The organism is Anaeromyxobacter sp., assembly GCA_016718565.1.
GTDB lineage: Bacteria > Myxococcota > Myxococcia > Myxococcales > Anaeromyxobacteraceae > JADKCZ01.
The window spans coordinates 1,507,209-1,533,478 of the sequence record JADKCZ010000001.1; the positions used below are offsets into that span (position 1 = coordinate 1,507,209).

The window sequence follows — 26,270 nt, forward strand, 5'->3', positions numbered from 1 at the left end:
CCGCGGCGCCGCCGCCGCGCTTCACTCGAGCCACGGCCGGAGCTCCGCCACCCGGTCCACCAGCCGCACCGCGCCCGCCGCCCGCAGCTCGGCGCGCGGCCGGAAGCCCCAGGTGACGGCCACCATCGGCACGCCGGCCTGGCGCGCGGTCCGCACGTCGATGGGGCTGTCGCCGATGAAGACGGTGTCCTCCGGCCGGGCCCCCAGGCGGCGCATCAGCTCCAGCGTGCCGCCCGGGTCCGGCTTGCGGGGGGCCTCGTCGCCGCCGGTCACCAGGGCGAACCGGTCGAGCAGCCCCAGCCCGGCCAGGATGCGGCGGGCCACCCGGCCAGGCTTGTTGGTGTGGACCGCCAGCAGCCGGCCGCTGCGGGTGAGCAGCTCGGGGATGCCGGGGAAGGGGCGGGTGCGGTCGAGGCAGTGCAGGTCGTAGTGGCGCCACCAGGCCGCCAGCGCCGGGGCCGCCAGCTCCTGGTGCGGCGCCACCGCCCGCTCCAGCAGCAGGCGCGCCCCCTCGCCCACGTAGGACTCGATCTCCGCCCGGCTGCGGGCCGGGCGCCCCACCGCGGCCAGGGCGGCGTTCACCGAGGCGGCCAGGTCGTCGAGGGTGTCGAGCAGGGTGCCGTCGAGGTCCAGGATGGCGAGGCGGGTCACGTGGTGGGGGCTCCCGTCATGGTGCCGCGGCGGGCCAGGACGCGCGAGATGGCGTCGTGCACCGCGGGGTCGACCTGGGCGCCGCGCAGGGTGGCCAGGATGGCCACCACCTCGGGGGCCGAGTAGGCGCGCTGGTAGGGGCGCTCGCTGGTGCAGGCGTCCCAGGTGTCGGCGGCGTTGACGATGCGGGCCACCAGCGGGATGGCCTCGCCGCGCAGGCCGTCCGGGTAGCCCGCGCCGTCCCAGCGCTCGTGGTGGTGGCGGATGCCGGGCTCGGCCGCCTTGAGGAAGTCGATCCCCTCCACGATCTCGGCCCCCACCACCGCGTGGCTGCGCACCAGCGTCAGCTCCTCGGGGGTGAGGCGGGCCGGCTTGCGCAGCACCTGCTCCGGCACGCCGATCTTGCCGATGTCGTGCAGCAGCCCGGCGTAGCGCACCGCCACCAGCGAGGCCTCGTCGAAGGCGAACTCGCGGGCGATCTCCACCGAGAGGGCCGCCACCCGCTCCGAGTGGCCGCGGGTGTAGGGGTCCTTGGCGTCGATGGCCGACGCCAGGGCCCGGATGGTGTCGAGGTAGCCCCGCTCCAGGGCCGCGATGAGCCGGCGGTTCTCGCCGTCGTAGGAGGCCAGCTCCCGGCTCATGTGGTTGAAGGTGTAGGCCAGGTCGCCGAGCTCGTCGCGGACCGCCACCTTCACCTCGCGACCGAAGCGGCCGCGCGCGATGTCGAGGGCGCCGTGCACCAGCTCTCCCAGCGGGGAGGTGACCCGCCGCGCCACCAGCGCCGCCACGGCCAGCGAGGAGGCCACCGAGGCCGCCACGGCGGCGCCCAGCATGGCGAAAGGCGGCTCCACGCCCCCGACCCGCAGCAGGAGGACCAGCAGGGCCAGCGGCACCACCCCGGCGGCCACCGTGGCCAGGAGCAAGGTGCGGAAGAGCTTCATCGCGCCCCGACCGCCGTGGAGATGGCCCGCTCCAGGGTGCGGCGGCTGAAGGGCTTCTGCAGCAGCACCTGCACCTGCTCCACCCCGTCCACGCCCCGCAGGCTGCCCTCGTTGATGGCGGTGAGCAGCACCGCCGGGACCGGCCGGGTGCGCCGGATCTGGAGCAGCGCGTCCAGGCCCGACAGCTTGGGCATGAGGAAGTCCAGGATGAGCAGGTCGGGCGCCTCGCGGGCGCACAGCAGCACCGCCTCGGCGCCGTTCTCGGCCTGCACCACCGCGTGGCCGATCTCGCAGAGGAGGTCGGTCAGCATGGCGCGGACCAGGCGATCGTCGTCGGCGATGAGGATCTTCACGTGGTGACCGCCCCCGCTGGCTCGGGGGAGGATACCCGAACGCGGGGGGCGGGGGCACCCCGGGCGCGGCGGCGCGCCGCGCACCCACCGTCCGGGGGGCGCGACCCGGCCGCTACGGCCCCAGCCCCACCCAGACCGAGCCGTCCTCGAAGACCTCGCGCTTCCAGATCGGCGCGTCCTGCTTGAGCCGCTCCAGCACGGCCTGGCAGGCCCGGAAGGCGGGCGCCCGGTGCGGCGCGGCGCAGGCGATGACCACCGCGGCCTCGCCGGGCTGGAGCACGCCCACCCGGTGGACCACCGCCACGGCGCACCCCTCGGCCTGGCCCACCTCGGCGCCGATGCGGGCCAGCACCCGCTCGGCCATGGGGCCGTAGGCCTCGTACTCCAGCCTGAGCACCCGTCGGCCGCGCGTCTCGCCGCGCACGGTGCCGGTGAAGGTGACCAGGCCGCCGCGCCCGGGCGCCTCCACCGCCCGCGCCACCTCGTCGAGCGAGAGCGGCTGGTCGGTGACGCGGAAGCACGGCGCGCCGCCGGCCACCGGCGGGACCACCGCCACCTCGGCCCCGTCGCGCACCGGGTCCTCGTCGCGGGCGAACTCCTGGTCCACCGCCAGGCGGCAGCGGGGCAGCACCCTGGCCAGGCCGGGGCGCGCCTCGGCCAGGTGGCGCCGCAGCGCGCCCACGGTGGCGGGCCAGGGGTCGAGCGCCTCGCGGGCCACGCCGGCGGCCTCGCGGGCGGCGGCGAAGTACAGGACGGTGACCGGCACCGGGCTACTTCCCGAACAGGCGCGCCAGGTCGCCGAAGATGGTGACGCCCAGCAGGAGCGCGATGAGGGCGATGAAGCCGGCCGCGTGGACGTACGACTCGACCTTCTCGTTGACCCGCCGGCGGGTCACCATCTCCACGCCCAGGAAGACCAGCCGCCCGCCGTCCAGCGCCGGGAAGGGCAGCAGGTTGAAGAGGGCCAGCGCCACCGAGATGTTCCAGACGATGGTGAGGAAGCGGTCGGCGCCCACCCTGGCGCCGCGCACCAGCTCCTGCGCGATGCCCACCGGCCCGGAGAGCTCGGCCTTGGTCTCGCGCTTCACCATGGCGCCGAGCATGGCCAGCGTCTGGCCCACCGCCGCGTTGGTGCGGGTGAAGCCTGCCACCGCCGCGTCCAGCGGCCCCAGCCGGACCCGCGGCGCGTAGGGCGTGAACCCCACCCGGCCCACGCCGCCCCGATCCTCCGGGGTGATGGGCAGGGTGAGCCGCTCGGCCGCCGGCCCCTCGCCGCGCTCCACGGCCAGCTCGATGGTCCGTCCGGGGGCCTTCTGCAGCGCCCCCACCAGCTCGGTCCAGGTGGCCACCGGCGCGCCGGCCACCGCCAGGATCCGGTCGCCGGGGCGCAGGCCGGCCCGCTCGGCCGGCATGCCCGCCACCAGGTCGCCCACCCGCGCGGCGCCGTCGGGGGTGGGCAGGCCCATGGTGCCGAGCAGCCCGGCGGCCAGCACCACGGCGATGAGGTAGTTGGCGCCCGGGCCGGCCACCAGCACCAGCACCCGCCGCCAGGCGGCCTGGTTGCAGTAGGCCGAGGCGTCGTCGGCGGCCACGTCGTCCCCCGCCGCCATGCCGCGGATGCGCACGTAGCCGCCCAGCGGCAGCGCCGAGACGGCGTATTCGGTCTCGCCGCGGGTGGCCGACCAGAGCACCGGCCCGAAGCCCACGCTGAACTTCTCCACCTTCATGCCCAGGGCGCGGGCCACCCACATGTGGCCGGCCTCGTGCAGCACGATGAGCGCCGAGACGGCCAGCACCGCGGCCACGATCGACAGGGCGGTGATCACTTAGGGGAACTCCTCCGCCTCGAAGGCCTCGAGCACGACGTCCGGCTCGAGGTGCGCGCGGGCCGGCAGGCCGGCCGCGAGGCACGCGTGCTTCAGGAAGGTGGCGGCGTCCCAGCCCTTGCCGGCGCCGGCCGACGGGAGCAGCAGGCCGCGGTGCCAGCCCTGGGTGACGGCCAGGGCGTCCAGGCCGGGCCTGACGTCGCCGGCGCCCGAGATGCGCCGCCCCGGGCCGAGCACCGCCAGGCGCAGGCCGAGCGCGGGCTCGTCGGCCGGGGCGAGCGGCGGGGTGCGCGGGTCGTGGTCCGCGGCGGCGGCGGCCAGGCGGATCACCTCGGCGGCGAGCGGGCCGGCCGGGGCCAGCGCGCCGAGCGAGGCGCGCACCTCGCCGGCCAGGCGCACCGTCACGAAGGCCGCGCGCAGCGCCGCCAGCGGCCCGCTGGCGGGCGCCTGCGGGGCCGCGCCGAGCCCGAGGCGGTGGCGCAGGGCGGCGCGCGCCAGCGCCAGCAGGGCCACCTGGTCCTCGGCGGACAGCGCGGCGCTGGGCGCCCCCGGGGCCTCGGGGCCGGGCCCGGTGGCCGGGGCAACGGTGGGGGCGAGGGGCGCGGTCACGGGCGGGGGCGCGCGCCGGTGAGGAGGAAGCGGCGGGCGTCGGCCAGGATCTCGGCGTGGTCGAAGCAGAGCGGCTCGGGCAGCTCGCGCCAGCCGAAGGCCCGCGCCTCGGCCGCGTCGTCGCCGCCGGTGGGCGTGCCGGCGGCGCGCCCCATGAACACGGTGCTGGTGGTGTGGCGGCGGGCGTCGCGGCGCGGGTCGGAGTAGACGCCGAGCAGGTCGGTCAGGGTCACCGCGAGGCCGGTCTCCTCGAGGGCCTCGCGCACCGCGGCCGCCTCCAGCGTCTCGCCCTCGTCCACGAACCCGCCCGGCAGGGCCCAGCCGAGCGGCGGGAAGCGGCGCGCCACCAGCACCACCCGGTCGCCCGGGAGCGCGATGACCACGTCGACGGTGGGCGCGGGGGTGCGGTGCTCGGCCATGCGGGGCGGTTCGTAGCGCGGCGCGGGGCGCGGGGTCAAACCCGGCGCCGGGAGGGGATTCCTTCACGGCCTCTCAGGGCGCGGACCCGGCGGGGGGGCCGGCGGGGAGGACGCCCGCCGCCCCGGCCGGCGCGGTGTCCGCCGGGAAGGCCTTCTCCACCAGCAGGGCGGCGAAGGGGATGGCGGCGGCCGGGCGGCCGGCGGCCAGGGCCCGCGCCACGGCGGCGGCGGCGGCGGACTCGGCCGCCGCCCCGGCCCGGGCCAGGTGCTCGGCCACGTCGAGCAGCCGGCCGGCCAGCCGCTCGCGCCGGGCCGGGGTGAAGTACCCGTCCACCGCGGCGCGCACCAGCGCGGCCTGCCGGTCGCGGCGCTGCTCCGGCGCGCCCTCCGGCGTGGCGGCCTCCGGCCGGTCGAGCTGCCTGGCCACCTCGCGCAGGTAGGCCTCCTCGGCCATCCAGCCGCGCAGCAGCGGCAGCTGGTGCAGCGCCGCCGAGCCCTCCACGGCCGCCGCCTCGGCCACCTCGTCGAGGGCCGGCAGGTCCTGGCCAGGCGGCGGCAGGGCCGGCGCCGGGCCGAGCTGGCCCAGCCACTGGTCGGCCCCATCCGGCACCTTGGTGCCGGCGCCGGCGTTCAGCGACCGGGCCGCGGCGATCAGCCCGTGGGCCCGCTCGCGCGGCAGCTCGCCGACGCCCATGGTGGCGCCGCGGTCCAGCAGCCCCTTCACGAAGGCGCGCCACTCCTTGCGGCCCAGCACGCCGACCTGCAGCTCGAGCAGCCCGCGCTCGTCGGAGAGGACCGCCTGCGCCACCTCGACGCCGCGGCCGGGCAGGTTGCGGGGCAGCCAGACGGCCCGCTCTCCCAGGCCGTCCACCGTGGAGGCGAAGGCGGGCGGCGGAGGCTCGGCCGGCGCCGGCGCCGGGGCAGGGGCCGCCGGGCGGGTCGGCTCGGGGACCGCCACGCCGCGCGCCTTGAGGTGGTGGAGGAGCCGCTTGGCCTCCTTGGCCACCTCCTTCTCGGGGCGGACCGCCAGGGCGGCCACCAGGTCGACGCGCCCGGCGGCGGTGGCGGCGCGCATGACCGCGGCGGCCAGCGAGGCGGGCAGCGAGGCCACCTCCTCAGGCTGGGCCCGGATGATGGTGGTGACCAGGCGGGCGGCGCGCCCGGCCTCGGGGCGGGGCACGTCCGCGGCGGCGGCGATCTCGGCGCTCTCCACGTTGGGGTCGCGCAGGAGCGCCAGCAGCCGGTCGGGGTCGGTCTCGGGCATGGCGGCGCACTGTAGCCCCAGGCCGTCGGGCGCTCAATGGGGCTGCCAGCGAGCCGTCCGTTTTGACGGAGGGATGTACCCCGTCCGAGGGGCGCGGCGCATTGACTCACGGCTCCGGCCGGCCGTAGTCTCCCTCGCCTCAACCACCCCGCGGCCGCCGGTGCGGCCCGACTACCCAGGAGTCGACCCATGCTGAAGTACCTCCTCGGCGCCGCCGCCGCCCTCGCCCTCCTCGCCGCCGCCCCCGCCTCCGCCTGCGGCGACTGCAAGGACTGCCAGCACAAGAAGGACACCACCGCGCAGGTGGACAAGAAGGTCTCGGTGGCCGAGGCCGACAAGAAGGAGCACAAGGGCTGCGGCTGCGACCACTCCGCCACCAAGGAGTGCAAGTGCGGCGAGAAGTGCGCCTGCGAGGGCTGCCCGGTGCACGGCAAGAAGGGCGAGTCCAAGGAGAAGAAGAGCTAGGCTCCGCCTCGCCTTCGACGCTTCGCCCGCGGGCGGCCCCCTTCGACGGGAGCCGCCCGCGCCATTTCCGGGGGCGCCTGCCCGGGCCCGTCGTAGGCTCGCGCCATGAGCCAGACCACGGGCCTCGAGGTCCTGCAGCTCGGGCCGCTGGCCCTGCGCCCCACCGGGCTCTTCACGGCCGCCGGCCTGCTCCTGGGGCTGGCGGTGGCGGCGCGCGCCGCCCGGGCCGACGGCCTCGACGGGGCGGCGCTGGCCCGCCGGCTGGTGCTGGCGGTCGGCGCCGGGCTGGTGGGCGCCCACCTGGGCCACCTGCTCGCCTACCACCCGGAGGAGCTGACCGATCCCTGGGCGCTGCTGCGGCTCTCCGACGGGCTCTCGTCGATGGGCGGCCTCCTGGCCGGGGCCGCCGCGCTGGCCGCAGCCTTCCGCGGCCGCGCGCCGGGGCTGCTGGCGCACGGCGACGCGCTGGCGCTCGGCCTGGCGCCGGGGTGGGCGGTGGGGCGGGTGGGCTGCGCGCTGGTCCACGACCATCCCGGCCGGCTCACCACCTCCCCGCTGGCGGTCCGCTTCCCCGACGGCCTGCGCCACGACCTGGGGGCCGCCGAGGCGCTCCTGCTGGGCGGGCTGGCGCTCGGCCTGCTGGCGCTGCGCCGGCGGGGCGCGGCCCGCGGGCGCCTCCTGCCCCTGCTGGCGCTGGGATACGGGGCGGGGCGCTTCGGCCTCGACTTCCTGCGCGCCACCGACCTGCCCGGCGCCGACCCCCGGCTGGCCGGCCTGACCCCGGCGCAGTGGGCCTGCCTGCTCCTGGTCGGCTGGGGCGCCTGGGCGCTCGGCCGCCCGGTGCGGCCCCGCGCCGCGCTCTGATAGAACCCGAGACCCGATGGCCCCCGACCCGCGCGCGCTGGCGCCCCCGCGAGCCCCGCCGCCGGCCGGCGCCGACGAGCCGCTGCTCCTGGCGCGGGCGGCGCGCGACGCCGCGCTGGCCGAGGTCACGGCGCTCGACGCCGAGGTGGAGGCGCTCGCCGCGGAGCTGGCGGCCTTCGCGGCCGCGCTCGCCCTCGGCCTGGGCGAGGCCGACGCCGAGGCCCAGCGCGCGGCGGGGCTGGTGCGGCGGCTGCAGGCGCTGGCCGACGGCCTGGCGCGAGAGCTCACGCGGGTCCGCGAGGTGGGGCGCGGCGCCGGGGCAGCCGCGGGCGCGCCCGCTCGGCCGGCGCGCGCCGGCGGGGTGGCCGGGGCCAGGCGCGGCGGGGCGGCGCGCGCGGCGTCCGGCGGCGGCCGGGCCTGGGAGGACGACCCGCGCGCGGATGGCGCCGGCCCGGGCCAGCCCGGCCAGGGGCCAGGGGAAGGAGCGTCCGGCCGCGCCGGAGAAGACCGGGCCGGGCCGCACGGTCCCGAGGCCGAGGCCGCGGCGCTGAGGCGGGTCTACCGGCGGCTGGCGCGGCTGCTCCACCCCGACCTGGCGCAGCTCGACGAGGAGCGGGCGCGGCTCTCCACCCAGATGGCGCGCGCCAACGCCGCCCTGGCGGCCGGCGACCTGCAGGCGCTGGAGCTGATGGCCGAGAAGCTCGGCGCCGGCGAGCCGGCCGGCGACGTGACCGAGGCCGAGCGGCTGGCCCACCTGGCGCGGCGCACCGAGCAGCTCCGGCGGGTGGCGGCCTCGCTGGCCCGCGAGCGCGGCCGGCTGGTGGCCAGCCAGACCGCCCGGCTGCGCCAGGCGGCGGCGGCGCGGGCCGCGGCGGGCGGGGACTACTTCACCGAGAGCGCGGCGGAGCTGGCCGAGGAGGTGGCGGCGGCACGCGCCGACGCCCTGGCGCGGCTGGCGGCGGTCGAGGCGGCGGCCCGGGCGCTCTCGGGCGAGAGGCGGAGGATCATGCGCGAGCTGTCGCGGCGGCAGGGGGGCGGGGTGGTGCGGGGCGGCTTCGACCCGCTGGCGGAGAGCGGCCTGGTGCGGCGGGCGGCGCTGCGGCTCACCCGATCGCGCGCCAGCGCGCCGGCCCGGGCGCTGGCCCGCTGGCTGGAGGGGGCCGCCGAGGCGGAGGGCGCCGGTGCGGCGGGGAGCCGGTGGGAGGCGGGCCTGACCCTGCTGGCCTTCCTCCTGGAGGCGGCCGGCGAGCGGCCGCCGCCCGCGGTGGCCAGCGCCGCCGGGCTGGCGGAGCGCTGGGAGCGGCTGCGGCCAGGCTGGCCCGGCGCGCCGGACCTGGCGGGGGCGCTGGCGCGGGCGCCGCGCCACCTGGTGCTGGGGGCGCGGGCCGGCCAGGCCGAGGTGGTGGCGGGGCTGCAACTCGCCGAGGGGTCCCTGGCGGCCGGCGTGGAGCTGGCGCTCTCGCACGCGGCGGTGGCGGCGGTGGCGCGCCAGGTCTTCGCGGCGCTCGGCCCGACCGAGCGGTGCGGCCCGTGCCGGCGCGAGGTGGTGGGCGTGCACGTGCTGCGCACCAGCGGCCTCGACGAGCGCCACGGGATCCTCTGCCCGCGCTGCGGCGCGGTGCTGCGGTCCTACTGGCGCTACGGCGAGCCCGAGGGGCTGGAGGCGCTGTGGGCGCTGGCGCTGGCCGTGGGCTTCAACGGCGAGGTGCGGGTGCGGCTCGGCGACGGCACCCTGGGGTTCGGCGGGCGTCCGGAGGACCTGGCAGGCCTCACGGCCGGCGGGCTGGCGGCGCGGTTCGAGGCGCTCTACCTCGAGCCCTGCGAGGTGGCCTTGCCCCGGGGGGCGCTCCGGGTCGCCTCGCGAGGGCGGGTGCTGCAGGCGCGAGCCCGCCTGGCCGGGCTGCCCGCCCTGGCGCTGCGCATCGAGGGGGCGGCCGGCGAGGGGCTGGTGGAGCTGCTCCGCACCCGCATCGAGCGGCGCTTCAGGCCGGGCGCCGGGCGCACCTGAGGAGCCGGAGCCGCCCGGGTCCGCGGGCGCGACCCGTCGAGGGCTCACCGTCGAGAGGGCACGACCGGACCGGTCCACTTAGATGGACTCCAGCGGCGGCCGAGGGTCCGCCGGTGGAGGCCACCATGGAGCCAGTCCAGCACGGCGAGCGCCCGGCACCGCACCTGCCAGCCAGTGACCCCGCTGCGAGCGCGGAGTCGCGGGAGGGCGCCGCGGGCACACCAGCCCAGGTCGCGCCCGCAGCCTCCGGGCTGGTCCTCTGGCGGTCGCTGTCCCTCCTCCTCCTCGGCGGCCTGCTGGTGGCCGGCCTGGCCTCCGCCGGCCAGCCCCGGACGTTTGCGGCGCCGCTCGTGGTCCGGGCCCAGGCCACCTGCGACGAGCGGCAGGTGGCGCTGCCGCCAGGTCACCCACCGGTTCCCGGGTACCAGGGCTGGCAGGGCCGCCTCCGCGCCTCGCCGGACCTGCCGCCGGGCCACCCCCCCATCCACGGCCGCGCCTCCAGGGCTGGCCAGGCACGCCCCCTCGCGCCGGTGTTCGACGCGCCCGGGCTGCTCGACATCTGAAGCCATTCCAGCGGGTTCCGCGGGTCGTCGCCGAAGCGAGGACCAGGGGTCGAAGGCACCCGGATGGAGTGCTATGACTGACCCGTGGGGGGGAAGACCAAGATCCTGATCGTCGACGACGACTCGGGCATCCGCGACACGCTCGCGGACTGCCTGGAGGGTGAGGGCTACGACGTGGCCGGCGCGCGAAACGGCGCCGAGGGGCTGGAGCACCTGTCGGTCCACCGGCCCGACCTCATCCTGCTCGACCTCCTGATGCCGGTGATGAACGGTCACCAGTTCCTGGCCCGGCTGCGCGCCGACGCCACCACGCGCGACATCCCGGTGCTGCTCATGACCGGGGCCAGCGGCCGCACGACCCAGGCGCTGCCGCCCGCCGACGCCGTGCTCCCCAAGCCCTTCGAGCTCGACGAGCTGCTCGAGCTGGTCAAGCGGCTCGACGGGCGCGGCTGATGGCGCGCTTGCCAGCCCGGGCGCCCTCGCGTACAGCACCCGGGTGCGCGTCCTCGTCACCGGCGCCACCGGCCTGGTGGGCGGGGCGGTGGTCCAGGAGCTGCTGGCCCGCGGGCTGGCGGTGCGGGCGCTGGTGCGCCCCACCTCCGAGCTGACCAACCTGGGCGGCGCCACCGCCGGCCGGATCGAGCTGGCCCAGGGCGACGTGCTCGACCGGGCCTCGGTGGAGCGGGCGCTGGCCGGCTGCGACGCCGTCGTCCACTCGGCCGGCATCGCCACCATGGGGCGGGAGTCGCGGGCCCGCCTCTTCGCCGTCAACGCCGGCGGGGTGGAGGTGGTGCTGGGCGCGGCGCTGGCGGCCGGGGTGGAGCGGGCGGTGCTCACCTCGTCGGCCGCGGTGCTGGGCGGCTCGCACGTGCCGCGGGTGGCCGACGAGGACACCACCTCCAGCGCCGACACGCTGGGCCTCGACTACTTCGTCTCCAAGCTGCGGGGCGAGGAGGTGGGGCTCGACCTGGCGGCGCGCGGCCTGCCGCTGGTGGTGGTCCGGCCGGCCTACGTGCTCGGCCCCGGCGACCTGTACGGCTCCTCGGCCGCCACCGTGCTGGCCCTGGCCCGCGGCAGGGTCCCGGCCTTCGTGCAGGGCGGCGCCTCGTTCTGCGACGTGCGCGACGTGGCGCGCGGCCACGTCGAGGCGCTGCTGCGCGGCCGGCCGGGCGAGACCTACCTGCTGGGCGGGCAGAACCTCACCATGGACGAGGCCATCGGGCGCATCTGCCGGCTGGCCGGCGTGGCGCCCCCGCTCCGCCTGCCCTACGCGGTGGCGGCGGCGGTCACCCGCGCCCTGGGGCTCCTGGGCCGGCTGGGCGGGCCGCCGCCGGCGGTGAGCCGGGAGCTGCTGGAGGCCAGCCGGCTCTACACCTTCGTGACCAGCGCCAGGGCGCAGCGCGAGCTCGGCTACTCCATCCGGCCGTTCGAGGACTCGGTGCGCGACACCCTGCGGTGGTACCTGGCGCGCGGCAAGCTCGACCCGGCGACCCCGGAGCTGAAGGCCCTGGCGGCGCCCTGACCGGCCGCCGGCCGGGCCGCCGCGGCGCGCCCGCCCGCCGGTTGGTATGTCTCCCACGGTGAAGCTCCTCCGCTCGGCACTGGCCACCCTGCTGGCGCTCGCCTTCCTGGCGCTCACCTTCCCGGTGGCGCTGGTGGTGCGCCTGGCCACCGCCTCCTTCGACCCGGACCGCACCCGGGTGAGCCGGGCCATGCGGGCCCTGGGGCAGTGGATGGTGGCCTGCTCGCCGCTCTGGCGCGTCACGGTGGAGGGGACGCTGCCGGCCACCGGGGCCTTCGTGGTGGTGCCGAACCACCAGTCGATGGTCGACGCGCTGGCCATCGCCTTCCTGCCGCGCGACCTGAAGTGGATCGGGAAGCGCTCGGTCTTCCTGGTGCCGTGGCTGGGCTGGGCCTTCCACCTGGCCGGCTACGTGCCGGTGCTGCGCGGCGACCGCGAGAGCGGGTCGAAGGCGCTCGGCACGCTGCGCGGCTACCTGGCTCGCGGCCTGCCGGTGGGCCTGTTCGCCGAGGGGACCCGCAGCCGCGACGGCAGCTTGCGGCCCTTCAAGGCGGGGCCGTTCAAGCTGGCCATCGAGGCGGGCGCGCCCGTCTACCCGGTGGCCATCTGGGGCGCCGGCCAGGCCATGCCGGCCGACACCGCCTGGCTGCTGGCGGCCCACGTCCGGGTCCGCATCCTGCCGCCGGTGCCCACCGCCGGGCTCGAGGTGGCCGACGTGGACCGGCTGCGCGAGGAGGTGCGGGCCCGGCTGGCCGCCGCGCTGGAGGGGCTGGCGGGTCCGGCCCCCGGCGCCGGGGGCGGGGCCGGCGCTCAGGTCCCCGGGGTCTGGCGGGGGCGGACCCTGACCTGGCGGATCAGCCGCGGCGTGGCGTCCACCACCTCGAGCTCTGCGTCCTGCAGCTGCAGCCTGGCGCCGCGCTCCGGCACCGCGCCGGCCAGCTCGATGCACAGCCCGGCCAAGGTGGAGTAGCCCTCGCCGTCCGGCAGGGAGAGGTCGAGGGTCCGGTTCACCTCGCGGATGGGGGCCTGGCCCGAGCAGAGCGCGGCGCCGCCCGGCTCGCGCACCACCAGCACCTCCGGCCGCTCCTCCTCGTCGGAGATGTCCCCCACCAGCTCCTCGACCAGGTCCTCCAGCGTGACCAGCCCGGCCACGCCGCCGTGCTCGTCCACCACCATGGCCAGGGGCGAGCGGCGCCGCTGCAGCTCGCGCAGCACCTGCACCGCCGGCGCGCTGCCCGGCACGAAGTGGGCCGGCCGGATCAGGTCCGCCAGCACCACCAGCTCCTTCTCCCAGATCATGGCCGCCAGGTCCTTGGCCTTGACGTAGCCGACCACGCCGTCGAGCGTGCCCTGGTACACCGGCATCCGGCTGCGCCCCTGCTCCAGCATGGTGCGCCGCAGCTGCTCGGTGGTGGCGTCGAGCGGCAGCCCCACGATGCGGCTGCGCGGCACCATCACGTCGGCCGCGGTGAGATCGCGGAAGGCCAGGGCCCGCGAGGCGATCTCGGCGGTGGGGGCGTCCAGCGCGCCCACCTGGCCGGCCTCGTCCACCAGCGCCTCCAGCTCCTCCGCCGAGACCCGCGACTCGGTGAAGGTGGTGCGGTCGCCGAAGGGGCGCAGCACCAGGTTGGAGGCCCGGGTGAGCAGCCAGACCACCGGCCGGGCCGCCGCGGAGAGCGCCAGCAGGGGCCGCCCGGCCAGCAGCGCGTAGCGCTCGCCGGCGCGCAGGGCCAGCGACTTGGGCACCAGCTCGCCGAGCACGATGGAGAGCGCCGACACCACCACCACCACCGCGCCGAGCGCGAGCTGCCCGGCGTAGGGCGCCAGCGCCGGGACCTCGGCCAGCGGCACGGCCAGCTCGCTGGCGATGGTGGCGCCGCCGAAGGCGGCCGCGCTGGCGCTCACCAGGGTGATGCCGATCTGCACGGTGGCCAGGAACCGCTCGGGCTCGGCCCTCAGCCGCGCCACCGCCCGCGCCGCGCCGCTGCCGGCCTCGGTGAGCTGCACCAGGCGGCTCTTGCGCAAGGTCACCACCGCGATCTCGGCGCCCGAGAAGAGGCCGTTCAGCAGGATGAGCGCGAGGATGACGAGGAGCTCGGTGGCGATGGCGGTCTCCCGGCGGGCGGGGGCAGGCGGGGGTGAGATCATGGCCTGGCGACGCCTGGGGCGGAAGGCGCAGCCGCGGAGCGGCCCGGTCGGGGCGTCCCGCGCGAGACGGGTGGGCGCTACCTGGGCGCGGAACCGACCGGCGCGGCCACCAGGCGGCGCAGCGTGGTGACCTCCCGCCGGCGGGCGGCGGCCAGCGGGTCCGACGGGTCGCGGCTCCTCGGGTGGTGCGGCAGCGCCTCGATGCCGCCGGCCACCGTGAGCCCGGCCGCCTCCAGCTGGGCCTCGAGCTCGCCTGGCCGGCGCAGGCCGAGCAGCTCGGCCAGGTCGGAGAGGATGAGCCAGGCCTCGCCGCCGGGCGCCAGGTGGGCCCGCAGCCCGCCGAGGAAGCGGGCCAGGAAGGCGCCGTCCGGGTCGTAGATGGCGCGGTCGAGGGGCGTCACGGCCTCGGCCGGCAGCCAGGGCGGGTTGCAGACCACCAGGTCGAACGGGGCGGGCGGCGCGGTCCCGGCCGGGGCCGGCGGGTCCCCGCCGGGGAACAGGTCGGCCGCCACCACCTCGACCTTCGACGCCAGCCCGAGCCGGCCGGCGTCCTCGCGCGCCGAGGCCAGGGCGCCCGGGGACAGGTCGGTGGCGGTCACCAGGGCGCCGGCGCGCGCCAGCACGAAGGCCAGCACCCCCGTCCCGGTGCCCACGTCCAGGGCCCGCCGACCCGCCACCGGCCACCGCTTGCAGGCCGCCGCGACCAGCTCGACGTGCTCCCCGCGGACCGGGGCGAAGACGCCGTAGCGCGGGTGCAGGTGGGCCCCCAGCGCCGGGATCTCCACGCCCTTGCGGCGCCACTCCAGCGCCCCGATCATGCCGAGCAGGTCGCGCAGCGGCAGCAGGCCGGGCAGCCGGTGGCGCCCGAGCCGGGCCGGGTCGGCGGGCCCGGCGGGCTGGTCGAGCCAGAAGGCCTCGCGCAGCGCCTCGGCCGCGTCCGGCGCCGACGCCAGCGCCACCCTGGGGCCAGGCTCGACGACCACCACCAGGCGGGACAGGAGCAGGTGCTCCTCGCGGCGGCGGCGGCGCTCCTCGCGGAAGGTGGCGCCGAGGTCCTGTCCCACCCGCCCGGGACGCTCACCCTGGGTGGAGAGGCGCCGCCCCATCGCGGCCAGCAGCTGGCGGGCATTCCGGTGGTCCCCGTGATAGACGAGCACCTCCCCGCGGCGCGCCCTCGCCAGCGCCGCGGCGGCGGTGGTCCGGTCGTCGGCCTGTTCGAGCCGCTCCGGCGCCGGCGCCGGGGCAGTGGGCGAGAGCCAGGTCGCGCTGCCGTCGTCTTGATCGCTTGAGGATGTCAATGGACTCCGAGCTCCCGCCGGGCGCGCCGAGCAGCATCAACCTGCCGTTCGTCGAGGACCTCTACTACGAGTGGCTCCGCGATCCCACCGCGGTGACGCCGGGGTGGGCGGCCTGGTTCGCGGCGCTGGAGCCCGCGCCGGGCGCCGCGCCCCCGCCGGGCCCGTACGCGCCGCGCCGCGACGGGGCCGGCGCCGCGCCGTGCGACGACGGCTTCCTGGCCCGGGTGGAGGCCCTCTCGCGCCACTACCGGGAGCAGGGCCACCTGCGCGCCCGCCTCGACCCGCTCGAGCTGCTGCGGCCGCTGCCGCCCATCGCCCTCGAGCCCTTCGGCCTGTCGGCCGCCGACCTGGACCGGCCGGTGCCCGCCGGCGAGGGCCAGGTCCGCCCGCTGGCCGAGCAGGTGGCTCGCCTGGAGGAGACCTACTGCCGCAGCCTGGGCGTGGAGCTGGCCCACCTGGGCGACGGCGAGCTGCGCCGGTGGCTCGAGGAGCGCATGGAGCGCACCCGCAACCGGCTCACCCTGGCGCCGGAGGTGAGGCGCCTCTTGCTGCACAAGGTGGTGCGGGCCGAGGCGCTGGAGCAGTACCTGGGCGCCAAGTTCCTGGGCGCCAAGCGCTTCTCCATCGAGGGCTCCGAGGGGCTCCTGCCGCTGCTGGAGCTGCTCATCGACCGCGCCATCGGCCACGGCGTGCGCAACGTGGTCTTCGGCATGGCCCACCGGGGCCGCCTCAACGTGCTGGCCAACGTGCTCGGCAAGCCGCTGCGCGACGTCTTCGCCGAGTTCCGCGACCAGGGCATCGTCAGCGGCGCCGGCGGCGACGTGAAGTACCACCTGGGCTACTCGGTGGACCGCGAGACGCCCGACGGGGTGCTGGTGCACCTGTCGCTGGCCTTCAACCCCAGCCACCTCGAGTGGATCAACACCGTGGTGCAGGGGCGCGTCCGCGCCAAGCAGGACCGCTACCGCGACGGCGAGCGGCGCCGCTCCCTGCCGGTGCTGATCCACGGCGACGCCGCCTTCGCCGGGCAGGGCATCGTGGCCGAGGGGCTGCAGATGTCCGAGCTGGAGGCCTACGGCGTGGGCGGCACCGTCCACGTGGTGATCAACAACCAGGTGGGCTTCACCACCGCGCCGCGCGACGCCCGCTCCACGCTCTACGCCACCGGCGTGGCCCGCATGCTCCAGATCCCCATCCTGCACGTCAACGGCGAGGACCTGGAGGCGGTGGCGCAGGCGGTGCTGCTGGCGGTGGACTTCCGCCAGCAGTTCCGCAAGGACGTGGTCATCGACCTGTGGTGCTACCGGCGCCACGGCCACAACGAGGGCGACGAGCCGGCCTTCACGCAGCCGCTCATGGTGCAGGCCATCGGCCGCAAGCGGGCCCTGCGCGAGGCGCTGGCGGACGCGCTGGTGGCGGACGGCGCCGCCACCCGCGAGCAGGTGGACGCCATGGGGCGCGGCTACCGGGCCACGCTCGACGAGGCCTTCCAGGAGTCGGCGCGCCTGACGGTGCCGGCCGGCGCCCAGCCCACCAGCGGCTTCTGGAAGGGGTACCAGGGCGGCCGCCTGCCCCGCGAGCAGCCGGCCACCGGGGTGGCCCTGGAGCGGCTGCAGCAGCTGGCCACCGCCCTCACCGCCGTGCCGCAGGGCTTCGACCTCCACCCCAAGGCGCAGAAGCTGCTGGAGGCCCGCGCCGAGATGGGGCGCGGCGCCCGCCCGCTCGACTGGGGGATGGCCGAGGCCCTGGCCTTCGCCTCGCTGGCCTGGGCCGGCGCGCCCGTCCGGCTGGCCGGGCAGGACGTGCGCCGCGGCACCTTCAGCCACCGCCACGCGGTGCTGACCGACCGGACCAGCGGCGCCCGCTACGCGCCGCTGGCCCACCTGCGCGAGGGGCAGGGGGTCTTCGAGGTGCGCGACAGCCTGCTCTCCGAGGCGGCCGCGCTGGGGTTCGAGTACGGCTTCAGCCTGGAGATGCCCGACGCGCTGTGCCTCTGGGAGGCGCAGTTCGGCGACTTCGTGAACTGCGCCCAGGTGATCATCGACCAGTTCCTGGCCTCCGGCGAGGCCAAGTGGAACCGGCTCTCCGGGCTGGTGCTGCTCCTGCCGCACGGCATGGAGGGGCAGGGGCCGGAGCACTCCTCGGCCCGCCTGGAGCGCTTCCTCCGGCTCTCGGTGGACGACAACTGGCGGGTGGTGAACCTCACCACGCCGGCGCAGATCTTCCACGCGCTGCGGCGCCAGCTGGCAGGCCCGGTCCGCAAGCCGCTGGTGGTGATGTCGCCCAAGAGCCTGCTGCGCCACCCGCAGGCGGTCTCGCCGCTGGCCGACCTGGTGGCCGGGCGCTTCCAGCCCCTGCTGCCCGACCCGGCCGCCCCCGAGCCCGGCGGGGTCGAGCGGGTGGTGCTCTGCTCCGGCAAGCTCTTCTACGACCTGGCCGCCGCCCGCGACGCCGCGCAGGACCGCCGGGTGATCCTGCTGCGGCTCGAGGAGCTCTACCCGCTGCCGCTCGACGCGCTGCGGGCCGAGCTGGCGCGGCTGCCGCCCGGCGTGGAGGTGGTCTGGGCGCAGGAGGAGCCGTCCAACATGGGCGCCGCCGACTACCTCGATCGCACCCTCACCCCGGTGCTGCCGCGCGGGCGGCGGCTCACCCTGGTGGCCCGTCCGCCGTCGGCCAGCCCGGCCGTCGGCTCCCACACCCGACACAAGCTGGAGCAGGAGCAGCTGGTCCGCGAGGCGCTCGGCGAGCCGACGCCGCTGTCGCACCAGGCCCCCGCCCCAGGAGAGGAACGCTAGGCCATGACGCAGCCGCTGAAGGTGCCGTCGCTGGGGGAGTCGGTGCAGCAGGCCACCGTGGGGGCCTGGCTCAAGCAGGAGGGCGAGGTGGTCCTCGCCGACGAGCCGCTGGTGGAGGTGGAGAGCGAGAAGGCCACCGTGGCGGTGCCGTCGCCGGTGGCCGGCGTGCTGCGCCGCCAGGTCCGCAAGACCGGCGAGACGGTGGCGGTGGGCGACGTGATCGGCGAGGTGGAGGAGGGGGCCGAGGCGGCCGCCTCCACCCCGGCCCCGCCGCCGGGCGCGGCGCTGGCCGCCAAGGCGGCGCCGGCCCCGCCGCCGCCGGCCCCCGCGCCCCCCACCATGCCGGCCGCGGCCGGCCCGGTGCGCGCCTCGCCGGCGGCCCGCCGCCTCATGGCCGAGCACGGCATCGACCCCGCCACCGTGGCGGCGTCCGGCGGCGCCATCCGCAAGCCGGACGTGCTGCGGGCCTCGCCGGGCGCGCCGGCGGTGGCCCCGGCGGCGCCCCCGACCGCCCCGGCCCGGCCGGCCGGCGAGCGCGAGCGGCTGGTCCCCATGTCGCCGCTGCGCCGCACCGTGGCGCGCCGGCTGGTGGAGGCCCAGCAGAGCGCCGCCATCCTCACCACCTTCAACGAGGTGGACATGTCGAGGGTGCTGGCCCTGCGCGACCGGCACGGCCCGGCCTTCCTGGAGAAGCACGGCGTCAAGCTGGGCTTCATGTCGCTCTTCGTGAAGGCGGCCATCGAGGGGCTGCGCGCCTTCCCCTCGGTGAACGCCGAGATCCGCGGCGACGCGGTGGTCTTCAAGGACCACTACGACATCGGCGTGGCGGTGGGCGGCGGCAAGGGGCTGGTGGTGCCGGTGGTGCGCGACGCCGATCGGCTCTCCTTCGCCCAGGTCGAGCAGGCCATCGGCGACCTCTCGCGCCGGGCCCGCGAGAACCGCATCACCATGGAGGACCTGGCCGGCGGCACCTTCACCATCTCCAACGGCGGCATCTACGGCTCGCTCCTCTCGACGCCCATCCTCAACCCGCCCCAGTCGGGCATCCTCGGGCTGCACAAGATCCAGAAGCGGGCGGTGGTGCTCGACGGCGACGTCGTCGCGGTGCGGCCCATGATGTACCTGGCCCTCTCCTACGACCACCGGCTCATCGACGGCCGGGAGGCGGTGGGCTTCCTGGTGAAGGTGAAGGAGAGCCTGGAGGAGCCGGAGCGGATGCTGCTGGAGCTGTGAGGCGCGGGGGCCGCAGGGCCCCGCCGCGCCGCCGCGCCGGCCGCGAGGGGCCCCTCCAGGGGCCGACGCGGCGCGCCGAAACCCGTGACAGCTCCCGGGCTTGGGCCGTACCGTGGTCCTCCGCTCGCGACCAGGTGGCACGTCTTGCGCAACCCTGGTGTCAGAGAGGAAGGAGGCCGACGGTGACGGACCAGAACGGGAGGGCCGCTGCGCTCTACCGGCAATACGGCCCGATCGTCTATCGGCGCTGCCTCAGGATCCTGAAGGACCCCGAGGCGGCCAAGGATGCGACGCAGGAGGTCTTCGTGAAGCTCGTCCGCGACATGTCGAAGCTGGAGGACCGCGAGACGGTGCTGCCCTGGATCTACCGGGTCGCCACCAACTACTGCCTCAACTCCCGGCGCAACGCCGTGCGGCGCGGCGAGGACTTCGCCGTCCCCGACCTGGACCTGGCCGACGGCACCTCACCCGACGCCCTGCCCAGCCGCACCCTGGCCCGGCAGGTCCTCTCCCAGTTCGACGAGACCACCCAGACCGTGGCCGTCGGCGTCCTGGTGGACGGCATGGAGCACGAGGAGGTGGCCGAGCTGCTCGGCATCTCCCGCCGCACCGTGGCCCGCAAGCTGGAGCGCTTCCTCGACACCGCCCGCGCCTACCTCTCCCGGAGCTGACGATGACCGCCCGCTGCCCCTCAGACCTGGCCCTCGAGAAGCACCTCCTGGCGCCCGAGGCCTCCGCGCTCCGCGGCCACCTCGAGGCGTGCCAGCCCTGCCGGGACCGGCTCACCGAGATGAGGCGGCTGGGCGACGAGTTCCAGCAGTACGTCTTCCCCGCCACGGTGGGGGCGGTGGAGGCCGCCGCGGCCCGCCGCCCGGCCTGGGACCTCATGCGCTGGCTGGCCCCGCTGCCCGCCCTGGCCGCCGCCGCCGCCCTCATGCTGGTGGCCGGGCCCGGCGCGCCGCCCGACGACTACCTGGGCGTCAAGGGCGGGGGCTCGATGGGCCTGGCGGTCTTCCTGCAGGGCGCGGCCGGTCCGCACCCGGCCAAGGACGGCGAGGTGGTGCCCGCCTCCGCCGCGGTGCGCTTCAAGGTCCGCCCGGCCAGGCCGTGCCGCCTCTGGGTGCTCTCGGTGGACGCCACCGGCCAGGTCTCGCGCCTCTTCCCGGCCGAGGGGGAGGGTGGCCTGGAGGTGACCCGCGTCACCGAGCTGCCCGGCGGCGCGGTGCTCGACGGCCAGGCCGGCCCGGAGCGGTTCCTGGCGCTGTGCGCCCCCGTCCCCCTGACCTACGCCGTGGTTGAGGGCGCGGTCCGCGCCGCCGCCGCCGCCGGCCCGGAGGCGGTCCGCGCGCTGCGCACCATCCCCGGCCTGCCCGCCGGCACCGTGCAGGACACCGTCCTGCTCGAGAAGAAGCCGTGAGCCTGCGCCGCACCCTGCTGGCCGCCGCGCTCCTCCTGCCCCTGGCGGCGCAGGCCAGCACCGGCCGGGTGGCGGTGGTGGCGGGCGCCAACGCCGGCTCGGCGGCCCGGGCCAAGCTCTGGTTCGCCGAGAAGGACGCCGAGCGGTTCGAGCGGGCCCTGCGCGAGCTGGGCGACTTCGCCCCGGACCAGGTGGAGCTGCAGAGGGGCCAGGGCGCCGAGGCCTTCCGGCAGGCGCTGGCGCGCGCCGAGCAGAAGGTGAAGGTGGCCCGCGCGGCCGGCGAGAAGACCCTGCTGGTGGTCTACTACTCGGGCCACGCCGGGGGCGGCGGGCTCGAGTTCGGCAACGATCGGGTCTCCTACGACGAGCTCAAGGCCGCGGCCGCCGGCTCCAGCGCCGAGGCCCGCATCGTCATCGTGGACGCCTGCGAGGCCGGCCTGCTCACCCAGGTGAAGGGCGCCCGCGCCGAGGCCCGGGTGGACTTCCTGCTGCCGGTGGACGACGTGCGCGGCACCGCCTTCATCGCCTCCACGGCGGTGGGCGAGCAGGCCCAGGAGTCGGCCGCCATCGGCGGCAGCTTCTTCACCCACCACCTGGAGACGGCGCTGCGCGGCGCCGGCGACGCCGACGGCGACGGCCTGGTGACCATGGCGGAGGCCTTCCGCTACACCTCCGGGGCCACCGTCTCGGCCACCAGCGCCACCCAGACCGGCGCCCAGCACCCCACCTACGACTTCAAGATGTCCGGCCGCGGCGACGTGGTGCTGGCCGACCTTCGCCGCGCCGAGGCCAAGCTGCTGGTGCCGGTGGACCCCGGCAGCCTCTACCTGCTCAAGGGCCCGCGCGGCCTGATGGCCGAGGTGCCGGCCGGCCAGTCCGAGCTGGCCCTGGCGCTGCCGGCCGGGGCCTACCTGGTGGAGCGCCGCGCCCGCGAGGGGCGCGCCCGCGGCGACGTCCTGCTGGCCCGCGGCGAGACCCGCCTGCTGCCCCGCCTCACCCCCACCCGCTACGAGCAGGCCCGCTCCAAGGGCGGTCCGCTGCCCACCGAGTGGTGGGTCGGCGCCGGCGCGCACCTGGTGGGCCTGCCCGACGCCGGGGTGATCCCCTCGCTGCGCGCCGGCCTCAGGCGCGAGGTGGGCCCCTTCGGCCTGGTGCTGCACGCCGACTACGCGCTGGGCGACGTCACCGTGGGCGGCCTGGCCTCCAGCTACACGCGGCTGGGCGGCGGCGCCACGCTGCTCTACCCGCTGGTGGGCGACCGGGTGCTGCTGGAGGGCGGCCTGGACGTGGGCGGCGGCTGGAACACCCAGGGGCTCAAGGACGGCCGCCACTTCCAGACCGCCGACGTCACCGGCGCGGCGGCGCTGCGCCTCTCCCTGCCGCTCGGGCCGCTGCGCGCCGCGCTGGACCTCACCGGCGGCGTCCGCTCGATGAACTTCGACGACCAGCGCTCGCTCAGGCCGGCCGCCGGGGCCACGCTGGTCGTCCTCTACGGGCTCGCCGCGCCATGACCGCCACCCACCGGAACGCCACCGCCCGTCGCCTGGCCCCGCTGGCCGCCGGCCTCCTCGCCGCCCTGGCCGGGCTGGTGCTCGGCGCCTGCGGCGGCTCGCTCTACGACGCCGCCGGGGTGCCGAAGCTCGAGGGCGGCAACCAGTGCAACGCCGACCAGCACCTGTGCCCGGCCACCGGCAACGTCTGCCAGGACCACGACCTGGGCCACTGCGGCGCGGCCTGCGCCGTCTGCACCACCACCTTCCCGGGGGCCAGCGCCACCTGCCAGCCCGCCGGCAACGACTGGCAGTGCGGCTACACCTGCGCCGCCGGCCTGTTCGAGTGCGCCTCGGGCTGCTGCCAGCCGGCGGCGGTGGCGACCGGCGGCGACCAGGCCTGCGCCCTCACCAGCGACGGCTCGGTGCAGTGCTGGGGCGCCAACGGGAGCGGCCAGCTCGGCCGGACCGGCGTGGGCGGCCCGGCCCCGGGTGAGGTGGCCGGGCTGGTGGGCGGGGTCAGCGCGGTCGCCGTGGGCGGCCGCCACGCCTGCGCCATCCGGGGCGGAACGGTCTGGTGCTGGGGAGCGGACGACCTCGGCCAGCTCGGCGACGGCGCCGCCACCTCCTCCGGCCCGACGCCGGTCTCCACCGGCCTCGGCGGCGCGACCCGGCTGGCCGCCGGCGCCGACCACACCTGCGCCCTCTCGGGCGGGCAGGTGCGGTGCTGGGGGGCCAACGTGAAGGGCCAGGTCGGGACCGGCGCGGCCGGTGGACCGGTGACCGCGCCCGCGCTGGTGGCAGGGCTCGGCGGCGTGGAGGAGCTGGCGGCCTCCGCCGACACCACCTGCGCCCGGTCGGGCGGCCAGGTCCGCTGCTGGGGCGCCAACGGCAGCGGCCAGGTCGGCTCGGGCTCGGCCCTGCCCGCCGTGGTGACCACGCCCACGCTGGTGGCCGGCCTGCCGGGCCCGGCGGCGTCCATCGCCGTGGGTGGCCAGCACGCCTGCGCGGTGGTGGCCGGGGCCGCCGTGCCGGACGACGACGGGCTCTCCTGCTGGGGGGCGAACGCCGAGGGGCAGCTGGGCACCGGCGCGGTGGGCTCGCCGCTCCTCGCCCCGACCCGCTCCATCGGCCTCGACAACAACGCCCGCGCCGTCCTGGCCATCGCCGGGACCGCCTTCACCTGCATGGGCAAGGACGCCCTCGGCCTGAAGTGCGGCGGGCGCAACGACCAGGGCCAGGCGGGGGGCGGGGTCGACCCCCTGCTGGACGGCGCCGACGTCTCCTTCGGCGGCAACGTGGCCGCGGCGTCCGCCGGCGACGACCACGCCTGCGCGCTGGTGGATCTCACCCCGCCACCGGCGGCCAGCCGCACCCTGGTGGTGAAGTGCTGGGGGCGCAACGCCGAGGGGCAGCTGGGGCGGGCCACCGTGCCCGCCGGCGCGCCCGACGGCGCCCCCGGGACCGTGGGCGGCTAGCCCCGCCCGCGCGGCGGCCGCGGGGCCGGCGGGGTGGCGTGGCGCGGGTCCTCCGGCCAGGCGTGCCTCGGGTAGCGCCGCCCCAGCTCGCGGCGCAGCGCCGGGTAGTGGCGCTCCCAGAAGCCCGCCAGGTCGGTGGTCACCTGCACGGCCCGGAGGTTGGGCGCCAGCAGGTGCAGCGTGAGCGGCACCGCGCCCCCGGCCACGGCCGGCCCCTGGGCCAGGCCGAAGAAGTCCTGCAGGCGGCTCTCGATGAAGGCCGGCCGGTCGGCCTGGTAGTTCACCTTCACCCCGCGGCCGCCGGGCAGGGTGATCCGCTCGGGCGCCAGCCGGTCCAGCGCGGCCCGCACCGCCCCGGGCAGGCGCCCCAGCAGCGCGCCAGGCAGGTCGGCCTCTCGCAGCTCGGAGAAGCTGCGCCGCCCCTGGCAGGCGTCGCGCAGCGCCTCGACCAGGTCCTCCTCGGTGGGCGGCGCGATCCCCAGCGCCGGGGCGTGGCGCGCCACCAGGGTGAGCCGGGCCAGCAGGAGGTCGAGCGCCCCCTCCTCGGCGAAGGCGCGCGGCCCGCGGGCCAGCGCCTCCTCGAAGAGCCGGGCCGCCACCGCGGCGGGGTCCGGCCGGTCGGCGCGGGCCGACTCGAGCACCAGGTCCTCGTAGCGGAGCTGCTCGGCCACCTCGACCCGCTCGGCCGGGCCGTTCCAGCTGACCGCCTCCTCGTAGCGGAGCAGGTCCGGGAAGAGCTCGAGCAGCTGCTCCTGCGTCACCGCCGAGGCCACCCGCACCCGCGCCTCGGCGCGCGCCGCCCCGGCCGTGCCGGCGGCGCGCCGGTCGCCGCGGCGCGCCTCGGCGTCCACCGCCACCAGCAGCTCCGCCTCCCGCACCACCGAGGCCGGGTCGAGCCTGGCCGACCCCCCGCCGGTGAGCACCACCTCGTCGCTGCCCGGGGCGCGGCGGCGGGCCACCCGGTCCGGGTAGGCGGCCAGGGTGGCCATGAGGAGGGCCTGCTCGGTGGCGAGCTCCTGGTCGAGGGTCGCCTTCGAGGTCGAGGAGGCGCCCCTCACCCCGGCCCTCTCCCCGGAGGGGAGAGGGAGTCCAGACCTGGAGGCCCCGGTCGAAGTCGCGGTCGAGGTCGAGGTCCCAGTCGGGGTCCCAGTCGAGGTCGCAGTCGAGGTCCCGGTCGAGGTCGCAGTCGAGGTCGCAGTCGAGGTCCCGGTCGAGGTCGCAGGCCGGTTGGCGGGCCGGGTGCCCTGGACGCTCCGGAGCGCCCGCTCGATCTGGCGCCGCGCCCGGTCGATGGCCTGGGCCGCCCCGGCGTTCACCCCGAGCCGCCGGCACCGCTCCAGGTCGAAGCGGGCCCGGGCCGCCTCCTCGAAGAGGCTGGCCAGCTCCAGCAGGTCCGACGGTCCGGTGGGCGGGGTGCGCCCGCCGGCGGCGCGGTCGCGCAGGTCGCGCTCGCCGAGCAGGGCCGCCAGCAAGGCGCCGCCCGCCGCCGCGCCGCGGTCGGCCGCCTCCACGGCCAGCCGGGCCTGGCGCGGGTGGACCGGCAGCGCCAGCAGCCGCCGCCCCGTCGGCGTCAGGACCCCGTCCGCGTCCACCGCGCCGAGCCGGACCAGCAGCGTCCTGGCCGCCTCGGCGGCCGGCCCGGGCGGCGGCTCGAACCACTCGAAGCCGTCCGGGTCCGCCAGCACGCCCAGCCCGGCCAGCGCCAGGAAGGGCTCGGCCAGGTCCTCCCGCTCCACCTCCGGCGTCTCGAACTCGGCGCGCCCGTCGTGGTCGTGGCGCGTGTAGAGCCGCAGGGCCCGCCCGGCCCGGGTCCGGCCGGCGCGCCCGGCCCGCTGCGCCGCCGCCGCCCGCGAGATCTTGCGGACCTCCAGGGTCGGGAGCCCGGACCAGGGAGAGTGCGAGGCGATGCGGGCCAGCCCGCCGTCCACCACCGCCACCACCCCCTCGATGGTCACCGAGGTCTCGGCCACGTTGGTGGAGAGGATCACCTTGCGCCGGCCGGAGGGGCGCACCGCCCGGTCCTGCTCGTCGGGGGGCAGGTCGCCGTGCAGGGGCAGGACGTCCACCCCCAGCTCGGAGAGGCCGCCCAGGCGCGAGGCGCACCAGCGGATCTCGGCGGCGCCCGGCAGGAAGACCAGCAGGTGGCCGTCCGGCTCCTCCCGCAGCACCCGCTTGACCGCCCGCGCCACCAGGTCCTCGAGCCGCTGGTCGGGGCGGGCCGCCTCCTCCGGCGTGAGGTACTCCACCGCCACCTCGAAGCGCCGCCCCTCCGAGCGCAGGCGCGGCGCGCCCAGGTACCCGGCCACCGGGGCGGCGTCCAGGGTGGCCGACATGGCCACCAGCTTGAGCTCCGGCCGGCTGGTCCGCTGCAGCCGCCTGAGCAGCGCCAGCGCCAGGTCCCCCTGCAGGTGGCGCTCGTGGAACTCGTCGAGCAGCACGGCCCCCACGCCGCGCAGCTGGGGATCGGAGAGGAGGCGGCGGGTCAGCAGCCCCTCGGTGACGTAGCGGATGCGGGTGCGCGCCGAGGTGACGTCCTCGAAGCGCACCTGGTAGCCCACCGTCTCGCCGGGCCGCTCGCCCAGCTCGTCGGCCACCCGCCGGGCCGCCAGCCGGGCCGCCAGGCGCCTGGGCTCCAGCACCACCACCTCGCCCTGCACCAGCCCGGCCGCCACCAGCGCCGCCGGCACCCGGGTGGTCTTGCCGGCGCCCGGGGGCGCCTCGATCACCAGCGAGGACCCGGCGCGCAGCGCCGCCACGATCTCGGGCAGGAGGGGGTCGATGGGGAGGGCGTCCACGGCGGACCCTTGTATCCCGACGGGGGCCATTTGACAGCCGCCCAGGGCGCCTTACCTAGGAGATGCGACGGCCGGACGGTGAGCGCGCACCACCCGAAGGCCGCCCTCACACCAACCCCCGAGTCACACCA

The 26,270-nt window shown here is 77.6% G+C and carries 23 protein-coding genes and 1 pseudogene; 13 read left to right on the forward strand and 11 right to left on the reverse strand.

The window, feature by feature from the left end; genetic code table 11:
* Positions 1–21: 21 nt before the first annotated feature.
* The 8 genes from IPO09_06490 to IPO09_06525 all read right to left on the reverse strand — a co-directional run bounded on the left by IPO09_06490 (position 22) and on the right by IPO09_06525 (position 6,063).
* A complete protein-coding gene (locus IPO09_06490; protein MBK9516996.1) occupies positions 22–651 on the reverse strand; it encodes an HAD-IA family hydrolase in 630 nt (209 codons plus the stop codon).
* On the reverse strand, positions 648–1,592 hold the full coding sequence (locus IPO09_06495) for an HD-GYP domain-containing protein (GenBank protein ID MBK9516997.1): 945 nt from the start codon (positions 1,590–1,592) through the stop codon (positions 648–650). The genes IPO09_06490 and IPO09_06495 overlap by 4 nt, the downstream gene beginning before the upstream one ends.
* Positions 1,589–1,945, reverse strand: coding sequence for a response regulator (locus IPO09_06500; GenBank protein ID MBK9516998.1), 357 nt, complete (start codon positions 1,943–1,945; stop codon positions 1,589–1,591). The genes IPO09_06495 and IPO09_06500 overlap by 4 nt, the downstream gene beginning before the upstream one ends.
* 112 nt (positions 1,946–2,057) lie before the next feature.
* The gene (gene moaD / locus IPO09_06505) at positions 2,058–2,711 is read right to left on the reverse strand and encodes a molybdopterin converting factor subunit 1 (GenBank protein ID MBK9516999.1); all 654 of its coding nucleotides are present in this window, start codon (positions 2,709–2,711) and stop codon (positions 2,058–2,060) included.
* Between the two features lie 4 nt (positions 2,712–2,715).
* Positions 2,716–3,771 carry a site-2 protease family protein gene (locus IPO09_06510; protein ID MBK9517000.1) on the reverse strand — a complete coding sequence of 352 codons (1,056 nt, stop codon included), beginning with the start codon at positions 3,769–3,771 and terminating at the stop codon, positions 2,716–2,718.
* Positions 3,772–4,302 (reverse strand): AMMECR1 domain-containing protein, encoded by a 531-nt coding sequence (locus IPO09_06515; protein ID MBK9517001.1) that lies wholly within the window; start codon positions 4,300–4,302, stop codon positions 3,772–3,774.
* A 74-nt stretch (positions 4,303–4,376) separates the two neighbouring features.
* Positions 4,377–4,799 (reverse strand): NUDIX hydrolase, encoded by a 423-nt coding sequence (locus IPO09_06520; GenBank protein ID MBK9517002.1) that lies wholly within the window; start codon positions 4,797–4,799, stop codon positions 4,377–4,379.
* Between the two features lie 73 nt (positions 4,800–4,872).
* Positions 4,873–6,063, reverse strand: coding sequence for a hypothetical protein (locus IPO09_06525; protein ID MBK9517003.1), 1,191 nt, complete (start codon positions 6,061–6,063; stop codon positions 4,873–4,875).
* 189 nt (positions 6,064–6,252) lie between these two features.
* Here IPO09_06525 and IPO09_06530 point away from each other — a divergent pair, with 189 nt between their 5' ends.
* From IPO09_06530 to IPO09_06560, 7 genes and pseudogenes are all read left to right on the forward strand, one after another.
* Complete coding sequence (locus IPO09_06530; GenBank protein MBK9517004.1) at positions 6,253–6,528, forward strand: hypothetical protein; 276 nt, start codon at positions 6,253–6,255, stop codon at positions 6,526–6,528.
* A gap of 105 nt (positions 6,529–6,633) precedes the next feature.
* Positions 6,634–7,392 (forward strand): prolipoprotein diacylglyceryl transferase, encoded by a 759-nt coding sequence (locus IPO09_06535; GenBank protein MBK9517005.1) that lies wholly within the window; start codon positions 6,634–6,636, stop codon positions 7,390–7,392.
* A 16-nt stretch (positions 7,393–7,408) separates the two neighbouring features.
* Entirely contained in the window at positions 7,409–9,400 is a 1,992-nt protein-coding gene (locus IPO09_06540) for a J domain-containing protein (protein MBK9517006.1), read from the forward strand.
* 113 nt (positions 9,401–9,513) lie between these two features.
* Positions 9,514–9,963: a hypothetical protein gene (locus IPO09_06545; protein MBK9517007.1), complete on the forward strand. Its 450-nt coding sequence runs from the start codon at positions 9,514–9,516 to the stop codon at positions 9,961–9,963.
* A gap of 84 nt (positions 9,964–10,047) precedes the next feature.
* Positions 10,048–10,416 carry a response regulator gene (locus IPO09_06550; GenBank protein ID MBK9517008.1) on the forward strand — a complete coding sequence of 123 codons (369 nt, stop codon included), beginning with the start codon at positions 10,048–10,050 and terminating at the stop codon, positions 10,414–10,416.
* 43 nt (positions 10,417–10,459) lie between these two features.
* Complete coding sequence (locus IPO09_06555; protein MBK9517009.1) at positions 10,460–11,485, forward strand: NAD-dependent epimerase/dehydratase family protein; 1,026 nt, start codon at positions 10,460–10,462, stop codon at positions 11,483–11,485.
* A 46-nt stretch (positions 11,486–11,531) separates the two neighbouring features.
* Positions 11,532–12,330 (forward strand): annotated as a pseudogene (locus IPO09_06560) (1-acyl-sn-glycerol-3-phosphate acyltransferase).
* On the opposite strand, the gene IPO09_06565 reads toward IPO09_06560, so the two are convergent.
* Both IPO09_06565 and IPO09_06570 read right to left on the reverse strand, forming a co-directional pair.
* Positions 12,296–13,633 carry an HlyC/CorC family transporter gene (locus IPO09_06565; GenBank protein ID MBK9517010.1) on the reverse strand — a complete coding sequence of 446 codons (1,338 nt, stop codon included), beginning with the start codon at positions 13,631–13,633 and terminating at the stop codon, positions 12,296–12,298. The pseudogene IPO09_06560 and the gene IPO09_06565 overlap by 35 nt on opposite strands.
* 77 nt (positions 13,634–13,710) lie before the next feature.
* Entirely contained in the window at positions 13,711–14,931 is a 1,221-nt protein-coding gene (locus IPO09_06570; GenBank protein ID MBK9517011.1) for a class I SAM-dependent methyltransferase, read from the reverse strand.
* Here IPO09_06570 and IPO09_06575 point away from each other — a divergent pair.
* The 6 genes from IPO09_06575 to IPO09_06600 all read left to right on the forward strand — a co-directional run bounded on the left by IPO09_06575 (position 14,931) and on the right by IPO09_06600 (position 23,344).
* On the forward strand, positions 14,931–17,726 hold the full coding sequence (locus IPO09_06575; protein MBK9517012.1) for a 2-oxoglutarate dehydrogenase E1 component: 2,796 nt from the start codon (positions 14,931–14,933) through the stop codon (positions 17,724–17,726). The two genes, IPO09_06570 and IPO09_06575, sit on opposite strands and share 1 nt — an antisense overlap.
* Before the next feature lie 3 nt (positions 17,727–17,729).
* Positions 17,730–18,959, forward strand: a complete 1,230-nt coding sequence (gene odhB, locus IPO09_06580) for a 2-oxoglutarate dehydrogenase complex dihydrolipoyllysine-residue succinyltransferase (GenBank protein MBK9517013.1) — start codon at positions 17,730–17,732, stop codon at positions 18,957–18,959.
* A 182-nt stretch (positions 18,960–19,141) separates the two neighbouring features.
* Positions 19,142–19,630 carry a sigma-70 family RNA polymerase sigma factor gene (locus IPO09_06585; protein ID MBK9517014.1) on the forward strand — a complete coding sequence of 163 codons (489 nt, stop codon included), beginning with the start codon at positions 19,142–19,144 and terminating at the stop codon, positions 19,628–19,630.
* A 2-nt stretch (positions 19,631–19,632) separates the two neighbouring features.
* Entirely contained in the window at positions 19,633–20,376 is a 744-nt protein-coding gene (locus IPO09_06590) for a DUF4384 domain-containing protein (protein MBK9517015.1), read from the forward strand.
* Positions 20,373–21,887 carry a caspase family protein gene (locus IPO09_06595; GenBank protein MBK9517016.1) on the forward strand — a complete coding sequence of 505 codons (1,515 nt, stop codon included), beginning with the start codon at positions 20,373–20,375 and terminating at the stop codon, positions 21,885–21,887. Before IPO09_06590 ends, IPO09_06595 begins: the two co-directional genes overlap by 4 nt.
* Positions 21,884–23,344, forward strand: coding sequence for a hypothetical protein (locus IPO09_06600; GenBank protein MBK9517017.1), 1,461 nt, complete (start codon positions 21,884–21,886; stop codon positions 23,342–23,344). The genes IPO09_06595 and IPO09_06600 overlap by 4 nt, the downstream gene beginning before the upstream one ends.
* Here IPO09_06600 and IPO09_06605 read toward each other — a convergent pair.
* The gene (locus tag IPO09_06605) at positions 23,341–26,169 is read right to left on the reverse strand and encodes a DEAD/DEAH box helicase (GenBank protein ID MBK9517018.1); all 2,829 of its coding nucleotides are present in this window, start codon (positions 26,167–26,169) and stop codon (positions 23,341–23,343) included. The two genes, IPO09_06600 and IPO09_06605, sit on opposite strands and share 4 nt — an antisense overlap.
* Between the last annotated feature and the right edge of the window lie 101 nt (positions 26,170–26,270).